This window comes from Serratia sp. K-E0102, assembly GCF_029962625.1.
Classification (GTDB): Bacteria; Pseudomonadota; Gammaproteobacteria; order Enterobacterales; family Enterobacteriaceae; genus Serratia; species Serratia sarumanii.
Map to the genome: position 1 here is coordinate 3,405,171 of NZ_CP124754.1, position 12,430 is coordinate 3,417,600.

Here is a 12,430-nt window from a genome sequence, read left to right on the forward strand (position 1 = left end):
TCATAAAGTCAGCCTGATTTAATTACCCTAATTCCACTCTCCACGAACAGACATGGCGCGATGCCCGCAACATTCGCTTCCGACATACAGTAGTCCTTCACATCTCGGATCTGTCGTTGAACACACCTTACAAAACTATCCCTCAAAAAAATATAGCCACATAAAATGATTCAACTCATAATTAATAAACCAACGACATTATTACCTCTATTTTCATTCCATTATTTTCTCTCCCCCGCTCCAACCCCAACTCCCCCCTAGCACCGCCCCCGCCCTTTCCCTACAATAAGGGATCTGTTGAGGCATAACGCAAGGAAAGACGGTGTCGAAAGCCAATCCCAATGCCACTATCGTGGATATCGCCCGCCGCGCCAGGGTGACCAATATCACCGTTTCCCGCGCCTTCAATAAGCCCGAGCTGGTCAAGCCGGAAACCCGCGAGCGCATTCACGCCATCGCCAAAGAGCTGAACTATGTGCCCAACGCCTTCGCGCAGGGGCTGAAAAGCAGCAGCAGCCAGATTATCGGCATCGTCACCAGCAGCATGTACAACCCGTTCTATTCCGGCCTGATCAAGACCGTGTCGCGCATTGCGCGTCAGCAGGGTTATCAGATCATGCTGTTCGACACCGACGGCAGCGAAGAGGCGGAAATGCGCGCCATTCAGGCGCTGTTCGGCTACAAGGCGCGCGGCATCCTGCTCTCGGCGGTGCGCGACGACAAGCGCTACCGCCCCGCCTATCTCGAGCTGGCCGAGGTGTATGGCGTGCCGCTGATTCTTATCGACCGCGATCTCTACGATCAGCAGCTGAGCGGCGTGTTCCTCGATAACCGCGAGATTGGCGTGCTGGCCGGGCGTTATCTGGCGGAACAGCCGGAGAAGAAGCTGCTGATTATCGGCGGCCCGGCGGATTCGGAAATTACGCTAACGCGCACCGCCGGCATCGTCGCGGCCTTGCAGGGCAGCGGCCGAGAGATTCATATCATCAACGGCGACTACGATTTCACCTCGCAGGAAAGCGAGGTGCGCGCCTATCTGGCGCAGCCGGAGAACCGCCCGGATTACATCATCGGCCTGAATGGCATCATCACGCTGGGCGCCATCGCCATCTGCCACGAGATAGGGCTTTATGAACAGGTGAAGTTCTTCTCGATAGACGAACCGCCGCGCGCCGGCGCTTACGGCCTGCATATTCCGGGGGTGTATCACGATACGCAGAAACTGGGGGAGATCGCCGCGGAGCTGCTGTTCAGCGCCATTCACAGCCCGCGCGGCGAGCTGCCGGTGCGCAGAGAGTTCTTCACCGGCTCGCTGTTGAATCGCTGACGGGCGCTATTGCCCGTAGTAGGCGTGTTTGCCGTGCTTGCGCAGGAAATGTTTGTCCAATAGCTCCGGCTGCATCGGGGCGATGGCCGGCGCCAGCTGGCGCGTCGCCATCGCCATGATCGCCACCTCTTCCAGCACCACCGCGTTGTGCACCGCATCCGCCGCGCTCTTGCCCCAGGCGAACGGGCCGTGGGAATAGACCAGCACTCCCGGCACCTGCTGCGGATCGCGCCCCGCCTGATTGAAGGTCTCGATGATCACCTTGCCGGTTTCCCCCTCGTAATCCCCGGCGATCTCCGCCTCGCTCATCGGCCGGGTACAGGGAATGTCGCCGTAAAAGTAGTCGGCGTGGGTGGTGCCCAGCGCCGGGATCGGCTGCCCGGCCTGCGCCCAGATGGTGGCGTTGCGGCTGTGGGTGTGCACCACGCCGCCGATATCAGAGAAGGCGCGGTACAGCGCCAGGTGGGTGGCGGTGTCGGATGAGGGTTTGCGGTGCCCTTCGCGCACCTTACCCTCCAGATCCACCACCACCAGATCCTCCAGCGTCATCGCCTCGTAGGCGATGCCCGAAGGTTTGATCACCACCAGCCCGCTCTGGCGGTCGATCGCCGAGACGTTGCCCCAGGTAAAGGTCACCAGCCCGTATGCCGGCAGGCTGAGGTTGGCGGCCAGCACCTGCCGCTTGAGTTCGTTCAGCATGCGATGCCTCCCTCATTCATTTGTTGTTCGATCCAGGCCTTGGCCTGGGCGATGCGTTGCTTATCCTGCCCGTCTTCGCGCGCCCACATCTCCAGCAGGTAGGGGCCGCGATAGCCGAGCGCGTTGAGCACGGCAAAGGCGTGGGCGAAATCCACGCAGCCCTCGCCGAACGGCACGTCGCGGAACTGCCCGGCGCTGCCCGGCCCCACCGCCACGGTGTCTTTGAGGTGCACGGCGGTGATGCTGCCGATGCCCAGCGCCAGCTCGGCGGCGACGTCGTTGCCCCAGGCGCTGAGGTTGCCGAGATCGGGATACACCGTGAACCACGGGCTGTTAACGTGGCGGGCGATGTCGCGCCATTTGCTGATGCTGTTGATGAACGGCGTGTCCATCACCTCCACCGACAGCATCACCTGCGCCCTGGCGGCCTGCGCCGCCGCCCACTGCATGCCCTCGATAAAGCGTTCGCGGCTGTGGCGATCGGCGGGTTCGTAATAGACGTCGTAGCCCGCCAGCTGGATGTTGCGGATGCCGAGATCCGTCGCCAGTTCCAGCGCCTTGCTCATCAGCACCCGCGCCCGCTCGCGGGTGGCGGCGTCGGCGCTGCCGAACGGATCGCGCCGGTGCGCCGACAGGCACAGGCTCGGCACCGTCACCCCGCTGTCGAGCCGCGCCTGGATAAACGCCAGCCGCTGGCGGCGATCCCAATCCAGCCGCTGCTGGCGCGCCGGCTGTTCGTCGATCGACATCTCCACAAATTCAAAGCCCAGCTCGGCGGCGGTGGCCAGCCGCTGCGGCCAGCTCAGATCGGCGGGCAGCGCCTTTTCATACAGCCCCAGACAGGCGGCGTTAGTCGTTTGCATCAGTCACCTCACTCAAAGCCTGGGCGACCGCCAGATAGCGCGCCTGCTGGGCGCGCAGGCGCCGGTGGGCGGCGGTCGCGGGATAATAACAGCGCAGCTTGGGCGGCGCGGCGGCGATCGCTTCGGCGAACCCGGCGTACTCCCCGGCGCCGACGGCGGCGCACAGGGCGGCGGCGCGGCAGCCGCTCTGGCGCGTTTCCACCACCTCGAGCGGCAGGTTGCCGGCGTCGGCGTACATCTGCATCCACACCTCGGACTGCGTCGGCCCGCCGGTCATGCGTACCCGCTCGATGCGCGGGTTCAGCTGCACCATGCGCTCCTGATGGATCAGGTGCGAGAACACGATGCCCTGGTAGATCGCCTGCACTACGTCCGCCATCTCGTGGTGGGCGCTCAGGCCGATCAGCCCGCCCGGCGTGTTGCCACCGAGGTTGGAACCGTACAGATAAGGCAGGAACAGCAGCCCACTGGGCTGCTCGCGGCGCTCGGCCACCCAGGCGTTGAACTGGGCGTAGCGCTGCCGGTCGTCGGCGCAAAACTGGCGCAGGAACCAGGCCAAATTGCCGGCCGAGGTCGGGCTGCCTTCGTGCACGAAATAGCGGCCGTCGATGCAGTAGCGCCCCCAGGCGTAGGGGTAATCGGCGGGAATGATGCGCTCGGTCACGCAGGTGGCGATCGACCAGGTGCCCGCCACCGCGCTGAGCGTGCGATCGTCGGCCACGCCGGAGCTGAGCGCCGCGCCCACCACGTCGAACAGGCCGCCGTACACCGCGGTGCCCGCGCGCAGGCCGCATTGCGCCGCCGCCGCGGCCGTCACCCGCCCGGCCAGCTGCGCCGAGCCGATCACCGGCGCGGTTTTCTCCTGCGCCTCTTCGATGCCGAAGGCCGCCATCAGCGCCGGATCGTAAGCGCCGCTGTGCTGGTTAAACAGGTTGCTGCCGGAGATGTTGGTCACCTCGGCCGCCGCCTCGCCGGTGAGGCGAAAGCGCAGGTAGTCGTGCGCCATCAGGATGCGATCGACGGCGGCGTACTGCGCCGGTTGCTCATGCTTCAGCCAGCGCAGCAGCAGCGCCGGGTGGCTGGGCCACAGCGGCTGCAGGCTGCGCGGGTAGGTCTGCGCGCCCACGCCGGTGCGGCGCAGCTCAGCCGCCGTGGCCGCCGCGCGGTTGTCCGAAGAGAGGATGCCGTTGCCGACCGGCTTGCCGTGGCGGTCGATGGCGTACAGCCCTTTGCCGTGCGCCGAGAAGCTGACGCCGCGCACCTGCCCGGCATCCAGCCCCGCCGCGTGCAGCGTCTGGCGGATCGCTGCGCAAACGTCATCCCACAGCGCGTCCATATTGCGTTCGCTGAAGCCCGGCTGGGCGGCAATCGCCGCGCCGTCGCGCTCGGCGATCGCCAGCTCTTCGCCGCTTGCCCGGTACAGCCCGGCCTTGATCACCGTGCCGCCGACGTCTATGCCAAGAAAGACTGCCATCGCGCCTCCTATTTGCGCCGCACGGAGCTGAGGTAGATGGCGGCCAAGATGATGCCGCCCTTCATCACGTTCTGGATATACGGCGATACGTTCATCAGATTGAGACCGTTGTTAAGCACCCCGAGCATCATCGCCCCCACCAGCGTGCCGACTATGGCGCCGCGCCCGCCGGAGATCGCCGCCCCGCCCAGCACCACCGCGGCGATGGCGTCCAGCTCGAAGCCTTCGCCGGCGTTGGGCTGCCCGCTCATCAGGCGCGAAGTCAGCACCAGCCCGGCCAGCGCGGCGGTCAGGCCGCTGATCACGTACACCAGCATCTTGTAGCGCGGCACGCGGATGCCGCTCAGGCGCGCCGCTTCTTCGTTGCCGCCCATCGCGTAGACATAGCGGCCGAACGGCAGCTGGTTAAGCATCAGCCAGGCCAGCACGTATACGCCGAGCATGATCAGGATCGGCACCTGGATGCCCAGCACCGTGCCGCGGCCGAAGAAGGAGAAGACGTCGGGCAGGCCGGAGATCGGGTAGCCGCCGGTATAGAGCAGCGCCAGGCCGCGGGCGATGCCCATCGACGCCAGGGTGACGATGATCGGCGGCATGCGCAGATAGGCGATGCAGGCGCCGTTGGCCAGGCCGAACAGCGCGCCGACCGCCAGCGCCGCCACCATCGCCAGCGGGATCGGCACCGCCGCCAGCATCAGCCCGGCGGCGACCGAGCCGGCCAGCGCCATCACCGGCCCCACCGAGAGATCGATGCCGCCGGTCAGGATGGCGCAGGTCATGCCCACCGCGATGATGGCGTTGATCGACACCTGGCGCGCCACGTTGGTCAGGTTGTTGACGCTGAGGAAGCTGTCGTTCAGCAGGCTCATCAATACGAACAGGACAGCGAAGCCGATAAACGGCAAGACCGCCGGGTGATGCAGCAGTTTTTCCCAGCGCTTGCCGAGGCTGGGGCCGGCGGCGCGGCGCGCCACGGCGGGTTGTTCAATTCCGATCATAAGGCACTCCCGGTCGCGTGAAGCATGATGTGGTTGGATTCGATGTCGTCGCCGGTCAGCTCGGCGACGATGTGGCCGCCGCGAAACACCAGCACGCGGTCACACACGCCGATGATCTCCGGCAGTTCGGAGGAAATCATGATGATGGAGATGCCCTGCTGGGTCAGTTGCTGCATCAGCTGGTAGATCTCGGCCTTGGCACCCACGTCGATGCCGCGAGTCGGCTCGTCGAAGATCAGGATGTTGCAGTCGTTGTTGAGCCAGCGGGCGATCACCACCTTCTGCTGGTTGCCGCCGCTCAGGGTGCTGACGGCGGTCTCGGCGTCCGGGGTTTTCACCCCCACGGCGCGGATCAGCCGCTGCACCACGTCGCGATCCTGGCGGGCGTTGACGAAGATCTTGCCGCGCCGGTGGTGCCGGTTGAGGGTGATGTTCTGCGCCACCGAGAACGGCAGCACCAGGCCCTCGGTTTTGCGGCTCTCCGGCAGCAGGCCGATGCCCTGCGCCAGCGCCTGCGCCGGGGAGCGCAGCGCCGCCGGTTGGCCGCCGAGGCTGACGCGTTTGCGGTGGCAGCGGCTGGCGCCGATCAGCGCCGAGACGGTCTCGGTGCGCCCGGAGCCCACCAGCCCGGCGAAGCCGAGGATCTCGCCCTTGTGCAGCCGGAAACGGTCGGTCGCGCCGTGCTTCTCGCGCTGGATCTCCGCCTCCAGCAGCACCGTCGCGGTATCGACCGGGTGCTGTTTCACCGGGAAGGCGTTCTCGATTTTGCGCCCGACCATCAGCCGCACCAGCTCTTCCACGTTGGTGTCGCCGGTAGCCAGCGTTTCGATGTAGGCGCCGTCGCGCAGCACGGTGATGCGATCGCAGATGGTGAAGATCTCGTCCAGGTGGTGCGAGATAAACACCATGCCGACGCCCAGCAGCCGCAGATCGTTCATCACGCTGAACAGGTGTTCGGCCTCGCCCGGCGTCAGCGTGGCAGTCGGCTCATCCAGCACCAGCACCCGCGCCTCCAGCGACAGCGCCTTGGCGATCTCAACGAACTGCTGCTGCGCCACGCTCAGTTGCTCTACCGGGCAATCGAGATCGATAGCCACCGTCAACCGTTTGAAAATGGCCTCGGCCTTGCGCCGCATCGCCCGCCGATCCAGCAGGCCCCAGCGGTTCCTGATCTCCCGGTTGAGGAAGATGTTGTCGATGGCGCTCATGTAGGGAATCAACGAGAATTCCTGAAAAATAATGCCGACGCCGGCCTCGATCGCCTGGCGATAGTTGTTAAAGCGGCGCTGCTCGCCGTCGATAAAAATATCGCCCTCATCCGGCTGATAGATGCCGCACATGATTTTCACCAGCGTCGATTTGCCGGCGCCGTTTTCGCCCAGCAGGGCATGCACCTCGCCGCGTTGAATGGCCAGATCGATGCCGTCCAGCGCCTTCACGCCGGGAAAGCTCTTTTTTATTCGTTTCAGTTCCAGTAAAGGTGTCACCGCATAGCCCTCCACGCCGAACGCCCCGCCGCAGCGGGGCGAACCTGGCCGCTGTTACCAGCTAAAGCCGGCCGCATTGCTGCGGTCGATCAGCTTCACTTTGACCGGCACGGTTTTCGGCACCGTGGCGCCCCAGTAGCGGGCCAGCGCAATGCCGAGCGCGATACGCAGCTGGTCGCGCGGGAACTGCGCCGAGGTGGCGATGAACGGCGAGTTCGGCTTGAGGATCTCTTTGATGGCTTCCGGCTGGCCGTCGACGCTCACCAGCTTGACCTTGGCGCCGTTGCTTTCAATCGCCGCCAGGGCGCCGAGCGCGCCGACGTCGTTGACGCTGAAGATGCCCGCCAGATCCGGCGCCGACTGCAGCATGTTTTCGGTCACGGTCAGCGCAGTGTCGCGTTCCTGCTTGCCGTTTTGCTTGGTGACGATCTTGATGTCGGGGTATTTCTTCATCGCCGCTTCAAAACCGCGCACGCGCTCCAGGATCGGCACCACCGGGATGCCGTCGAGGATCGCCACCTTGCCTTTGCCGCCCAGCGCTTTCGCCAGGTACTCGCCCGCCTGGAAGCCGGCGTCGTAGTTTTCCGAGCCGACGAACGAATCGAGCGGCCCTTCCGCCTGGGCGTCGATCGCCACCACCACCGCGCCGGCCTTGTGGGCGGAGATCACCGCCGACTGTACCCCCACCGAATCGGTCGGGTTGATCAGCAGGATATCCACCTTCTTCTGCAGCATGTCTTCCACGTCGCCGATCTGTTTGGCGACGTCATGGCGCGCATCGGCCACGTACACCTTGGCGCCGATATCCGCCGCCGCCTGATCCAGCGCCTGCTTCATGGTGACGAAGTAGTCGTTGTTCATTTCCTGGAACGACATACCGATAGTGATTTGCTTGGCCAGCGCCCCATGGCTGGCCGCCAACATTCCACCGGCGACGATAAAAGGCAGGGTCTTTTTGAATAATGAAAACATAGCCAATTCTCCTGTAGGGAAGCTTCTTGTTGTGGTTATCAGAGCAACAGCATGTCTTTACGTTTGGCCGACCGGCCGGCCCCCCATTGCGAGCGGGCCGGCGATCGTGACTGCAACAACGGTACAGCGGGAGGGTCAGGGAACCAGGATCACCTTGATGGAGTCGGTCGAGTCCGCCAGGGCGAAGGCTTCGTCCCAGTCGTTCAATGAATAGCTGTGGGTAACCACGCCATTGGAGGTCACCAGCCCGCGCTCGAACAGATCGATGGCGATTTCGTAGCTGTAGGGCGCCAGGTGCGCGCCGCGAATGTCCAGCTCTTTGCGATCGCCGATGATCGACCAATCGACGGTGGTTTCCTTGCCGAACACGCTGAACTCCACGAAGCGGCCCAGCTTGCGGATCATCTGCAGCCCCTGGGTGACGCCGATCGGCGCGCCGGTGGCCTCGATGTACACATCGCAGCCGTAGCCGCCGGTCAGCGATTTGACGATCTGGTCGGCGTCTTCCTTCAGCGGGTTGATCACCACGTCGGCGCCGAACTCCTTCGCCAGCGCCAGCCGCTCGTCGATGGCGTCGATCACGATCAGTTTCTTCGGCGTCTTCAGGCGCGCCACCTGCACCATGCACAGCCCGAGCGGCCCGGCGCCGGCCAGCACCACCACGTCGTCCAGCTGGATGTCGCCGCGCGCCACGGTGTGGATGGCGCAGGCCATCGGCTCAATCAATACCGCATCTTCATGGCTCAGGCTTTCCGGGATCTTGTGCACGATGGCGTTTTCGGAAAAGCGCATGTACTCCGCCATGCCGCCCTCCGCCACGTCTTTTTGGAAACCGTAAATGTTATGCGTCTCACACATCCAGTAACTGCCGGATTTGCAGTAGCGGCACTCCCAGCACGGCACGATCTGCTCGGCGATCACCCGCTCGCCGAGCTGGTATTTGCCTTCCGCGCCCTCGCCCAGCGCGGCGATGCGGCCGTAGAACTCGTGCCCCGGCACCACCGGCGGTTTGACCCACGGGTTTTCCCCCCAAAACATCTGCGCGCCGTTCTTGCACTTGCAGTCGCCGGCGCAGATGCCGCAGCCTTCCACCTTGATCACCAGCTCGCGCGCCTTCGGCAACGGCGTGGGCACCTGTTCGAAACGATAGTCCTGCGGGCCGTGGCAAACGACCGCGCGCATTTTTTCCGGCAACTGGCTCATCTCTTCCTCCAATACACTTGTTAAACGCTTGAATTTTATTAATGTTGACGTTGTCATTTTTGTCCAACAAAAAACAAAAAACGTTATAAAGTGATAAATTTCAATTGATTAATCATCAAATACCCAGGAAAACTCAAAATGACAACGTGAACATAGAGCGACATATAACCAAAGCTGCAAAAATAATTATTTGAGCGAAATCACATATCGTTAACATTGCGGCTAAAAATGCTACAAATGCGGATCGCGATCCCATTTACGGGATCGTCGATCCGGGGGGATCCGCTAAATCAGCAGGCGCACGCGATCGTAGATCTGGCGATCTTCCGGCCGCGACGATCGCGCCTGCTGGCGCAGGGTGCGCACCAGCGTGTCGATAAACGCATGGGCGGCGGCGCTCAGAATGCTGTTGCGCCGGGTGACGATATTCAGCTGCACCGGCCGGCAGCTCTCCCGCAGCGCCAGCGGTTGCAGGCGAGAGGCGAACTGCGGCAGCGCGGCAATCGGCTGCGGACAGCAGGTACACATTTCGGCGAACTCCACCAGAGCCTGCAGCATGCCGAACGAATGCGCCTGGATAATGCGCTGGCGCGGCAGGCGCGCGCCGTGGCGGTGAAACACCTCGTCGAGCAGCGCATCGAAACTTTCCGAGGTATAGCTCATCACCCAATCCTGCTCCAGCAGCTGATGCAGCGAGGTACTGTGCGCCAGCGGGTGGCCGCGCCGCACCATGTACGCCGTTTCATACTCCAGCAGCGGCTCGCAGTGGAACTCCTGCGGCGCCGACGACGCCGGCAGCGGCGTGATGGCAAAGTCCATCGTGCCCTCGCGCAGCTGCGACTGGGCATTGGCCATCAGGCTTTCCGACAGTTCCAGCCGCACCGCCGGCACCTTGCTGCGAAACGCCATCACCGCCGGCGGCAGCACCGTCAGCATCAGCCAGGGGGTGATCGCCGCCTTGACCAGATCCGCCGTTCGCCCGCGCAGCGCCGCCATTTCCCCTTGCGCTTGCTCCAGCTGGTTCAGCACCAGCCGGGCGTGCGCCAGCAGGGTTTTGCCGTAGGGGGTAAAGCCCAGCCCGGTTGGGGTGCGGATCAGCAGCGGCAGCGCCTGTTCCTGCTCCAGTTCGCGCAGCGCGCGGGTCACCGCCGCCTGCGACAGCCCCAGATGCCGCGCCGCCGCGCGAATGCTGCCGCTGTCGGCGCTGGCCACCAGCGCCTGCAGTTGGTGTAGTTTCACGTTCACCTCCTGACAATCATCGGTTGTCAGCATAACCGAACGGCGGCTACCCGGCAAAAACGGAGTTTGCTAGTCTCGATGCCTACCCCTCTGCCCCATTCCCCGCCCGTTGGCCGGGACCCTTTGCCGGAGACCGTGATGAGCCCTTCACTCGTACTGCCTGAGATCGCCGCCGTTCATGATGAGATGGTCGCGCTTCGCCGCCACATACACGCCCACCCGGAGCTGGGATTTAAGGAGTTCGCGACGTCAGAGCTGGTGGCGCAGCGTCTGGAGGAGTGGGGTTACCGCGTCACGCGCGGCGTAGGACAAACCGGCGTTGTCGCCACATTGCAGCGCGGGCCGGGAAAATCACTCGGCATCCGCGCCGACATGGACGCCCTGCCGATCGCCGAAACCACCGGCTTGCCGCATGCCAGCACCCATGCCGGGGTGATGCACGCCTGCGGCCACGACGGGCATACCGCCATGCTGCTGGCGGCGGCGCGCTGTCTGGCGCGGCAGCCCAACTTCAGCGGCACGCTGCACCTGATCTTTCAGCCAGCGGAAGAAGGCGGCGGCGGCGCCAGAGTGATGATTGAAGACGGCCTGTTTGAGCGCTTCCCCTGCGACGCGGTGTTCGCCATGCACAACGTGCCCGGCTTCCCCACCGGCCACCTGGGCTTCGCCAGCGGCCCCTTGATGTGCTCGGCCGATACGGTGCACATCACCCTGCACGGCCACGGCGGCCACGGCGCGGTGCCGCAAAGCACCGTCGATCCGGTGGTGGCCTGCGCGGCCATCGTCATGAGCCTGCAAACCATCGTGGCGCGCAATATCGATCCGCAGGAAACGGCGATCGTCACCGTGGGAGCGATGCAGGCCGGCCAGGCCGCCAACGTAATCCCGGCGACCGCCACCCTGACGCTCAGCGTGCGCGCGCTGACGGCGGTGGTGCGCGCGCGGCTGGAACAGCGCATCACCGAGCTGGTCACGGCGCAGGCCGCCAGCTTCGGCGCCCGCGCGGAGATCGACTACCGGCACGGCTATCCGGTGCTGGTGAACCACCCGGCAGAAACCGAACTGGCGCGCGCGGTGGCGCTGGACTGGGCCGGAGAGAGCCAGGTTATCCCCACGCTGCGGCCGTTTACCGCCAGCGAAGATTTCGCCTTTATGCTGGAGAAGTGCCCAGGCAGCTACATCTCGATCGGCAACGGCCCCGCCACGCCGGGCAATTCCCTGCACAACCCCGGCTATGACTTCAATGACGACAACCTGTCGGTAGGCGCCACCTACTGGGTCAAATTGGTCGAGCGCTTTTTGGCTCGCCCCACTGTTTAATCGCCAACGCTGAGGAAATGACATGAAAACCATCAAAGGGCTGTTGTTGCTGCTGCCGCTGGCCGCGAGCTTTCCCGCGCTGAGCGGCGAATTCAGCGGCAAGGTGATCAAGCTGGGCATCGATCCCACCTTTCCGCCGCTGGAATATAAAAACCCGCAGGGCAAGCTGACCGGCTTCGGCGTCGATATCGCCCAGGCGCTGTGCGACCAGATGCAGGCCAAATGCGTGTGGGTGGAAAGCAGCTGGGACGGCATGATCCCCGGCCTGCAGGCGAAGAAATTTGATGCCATCGCCTCGTCGATGACCATCACACCGCAGCGCCAGCAGCAGATCGCCTTCTCCAGCAAAGTCTCCAACGCCCCGGCGCGGCTGGTGGCGCATAAGGGCAGCAACCTGCAGCCTACCGCCGCCTCGCTGAAGGGCAAATCGGTCGGCGTGCAGCAAGGCTCCAGCCAGGAGGCCTATGCCAACGCGCTGTGGCGCCCGGCCGGCGTTAACGTAGTCGCCTACCAAAGCCAGCAGGAGGTGAACGAAGATCTGGCCAACGGCCGGCTGGATGCGTCGCTGCTGGCCAGCGTCAGCGCCAGCGAGTTCTTCAAAACGCCCGGCGGCAAAGATTTCGCCTTTATCGGCGCTGAACTGAGCGACAGCAAATACTTCGGCGTCGGCGACGGCATCGGGGTGCGCAAAGAGGATACCGCGCTGCTGAACGCCTTCAACACCGCGCTACAGGCGATCCGCGCCAACGGCACTTACAAGAAAATCAACGACAAGTATTTCGACTTCGACATGTACGGTGCGGAGCAGTAACAAGCGTTCCCCGGCGGTCACCTGCAGATCCTGCAGG

At 64.1% G+C, this 12,430-nt stretch carries 11 protein-coding genes; 3 read left to right on the forward strand and 8 right to left on the reverse strand.

Annotated elements, in window-relative coordinates; all coding sequences use genetic code 11:
* Positions 1–322: 322 nt before the first annotated feature.
* Positions 323–1,327, forward strand: a complete 1,005-nt coding sequence (locus SSARUM2_RS16325; protein ID WP_039565123.1) for a LacI family DNA-binding transcriptional regulator — start codon at positions 323–325, stop codon at positions 1,325–1,327.
* Between the two features lie 6 nt (positions 1,328–1,333).
* Here SSARUM2_RS16325 and araD read toward each other — a convergent pair whose 3' ends face one another.
* From araD to SSARUM2_RS16365, 8 genes are all read right to left on the reverse strand, one after another.
* Positions 1,334–2,026 carry an L-ribulose-5-phosphate 4-epimerase gene (araD, locus tag SSARUM2_RS16330; protein ID WP_060452530.1) on the reverse strand — a complete coding sequence of 231 codons (693 nt, stop codon included), beginning with the start codon at positions 2,024–2,026 and terminating at the stop codon, positions 1,334–1,336.
* Positions 2,020–2,889 carry an L-ribulose-5-phosphate 3-epimerase gene (locus SSARUM2_RS16335; protein WP_060452529.1) on the reverse strand — a complete coding sequence of 290 codons (870 nt, stop codon included), beginning with the start codon at positions 2,887–2,889 and terminating at the stop codon, positions 2,020–2,022. The genes araD and SSARUM2_RS16335 overlap by 7 nt, the downstream gene beginning before the upstream one ends.
* Complete coding sequence (locus SSARUM2_RS16340; protein ID WP_060452528.1) at positions 2,876–4,363, reverse strand: FGGY-family carbohydrate kinase; 1,488 nt, start codon at positions 4,361–4,363, stop codon at positions 2,876–2,878. The genes SSARUM2_RS16335 and SSARUM2_RS16340 overlap by 14 nt, the downstream gene beginning before the upstream one ends.
* A gap of 8 nt (positions 4,364–4,371) precedes the next feature.
* The gene (locus SSARUM2_RS16345) at positions 4,372–5,361 is read right to left on the reverse strand and encodes a sugar ABC transporter permease (protein ID WP_060452527.1); all 990 of its coding nucleotides are present in this window, start codon (positions 5,359–5,361) and stop codon (positions 4,372–4,374) included.
* Positions 5,358–6,848: a sugar ABC transporter ATP-binding protein gene (locus SSARUM2_RS16350; protein ID WP_060452678.1), complete on the reverse strand. Its 1,491-nt coding sequence runs from the start codon at positions 6,846–6,848 to the stop codon at positions 5,358–5,360. Before SSARUM2_RS16350 ends, SSARUM2_RS16345 begins: the two co-directional genes overlap by 4 nt.
* A gap of 54 nt (positions 6,849–6,902) precedes the next feature.
* Positions 6,903–7,820, reverse strand: coding sequence for an ABC transporter substrate-binding protein (locus tag SSARUM2_RS16355; protein WP_015378502.1), 918 nt, complete (start codon positions 7,818–7,820; stop codon positions 6,903–6,905).
* A gap of 135 nt (positions 7,821–7,955) precedes the next feature.
* The gene (locus SSARUM2_RS16360) at positions 7,956–9,023 is read right to left on the reverse strand and encodes an erythritol/L-threitol dehydrogenase (protein WP_019453591.1); all 1,068 of its coding nucleotides are present in this window, start codon (positions 9,021–9,023) and stop codon (positions 7,956–7,958) included.
* Between the two features lie 285 nt (positions 9,024–9,308).
* Entirely contained in the window at positions 9,309–10,262 is a 954-nt protein-coding gene (locus SSARUM2_RS16365) for a LysR substrate-binding domain-containing protein (RefSeq protein ID WP_049233072.1), read from the reverse strand.
* Between the two features lie 138 nt (positions 10,263–10,400).
* Between SSARUM2_RS16365 and SSARUM2_RS16370 the strand changes: the two genes are divergently transcribed.
* Together SSARUM2_RS16370 and SSARUM2_RS16375 are read left to right on the forward strand one after the other, a co-directional pair.
* Complete coding sequence (locus SSARUM2_RS16370; protein ID WP_049233051.1) at positions 10,401–11,582, forward strand: M20 aminoacylase family protein; 1,182 nt, start codon at positions 10,401–10,403, stop codon at positions 11,580–11,582.
* 22 nt (positions 11,583–11,604) lie between these two features.
* Positions 11,605–12,393, forward strand: coding sequence for an ABC transporter substrate-binding protein (locus SSARUM2_RS16375; protein WP_049233049.1), 789 nt, complete (start codon positions 11,605–11,607; stop codon positions 12,391–12,393).
* Positions 12,394–12,430: the final 37 nt, after the last annotated feature.

What these genes read in the sequence shown, in the direction of transcription:
- SSARUM2_RS16340 (WP_060452528.1), bottom strand. Translation starts at nt 4,363, where the DNA reads ATGGCAGTCTTTCTTGGCATAGACGTCGGCGGCACGGTGATCAAGGCC.
- SSARUM2_RS16360 (WP_019453591.1), bottom strand. Translation starts at nt 9,023, where the DNA reads ATGAGCCAGTTGCCGGAAAAAATGCGCGCGGTCGTTTGCCACGGCCCG.
- araD (WP_060452530.1), bottom strand. Translation starts at nt 2,026, where the DNA reads ATGCTGAACGAACTCAAGCGGCAGGTGCTGGCCGCCAACCTCAGCCTG.
- SSARUM2_RS16375 (WP_049233049.1), top strand. Translation starts at nt 11,605, where the DNA reads ATGAAAACCATCAAAGGGCTGTTGTTGCTGCTGCCGCTGGCCGCGAGC.
- SSARUM2_RS16370 (WP_049233051.1), top strand. Translation starts at nt 10,401, where the DNA reads ATGAGCCCTTCACTCGTACTGCCTGAGATCGCCGCCGTTCATGATGAG.
- SSARUM2_RS16355 (WP_015378502.1), bottom strand. Translation starts at nt 7,820, where the DNA reads ATGTTTTCATTATTCAAAAAGACCCTGCCTTTTATCGTCGCCGGTGGA.
- SSARUM2_RS16345 (WP_060452527.1), bottom strand. Translation starts at nt 5,361, where the DNA reads ATGATCGGAATTGAACAACCCGCCGTGGCGCGCCGCGCCGCCGGCCCC.
- SSARUM2_RS16335 (WP_060452529.1), bottom strand. Translation starts at nt 2,889, where the DNA reads ATGCAAACGACTAACGCCGCCTGTCTGGGGCTGTATGAAAAGGCGCTG.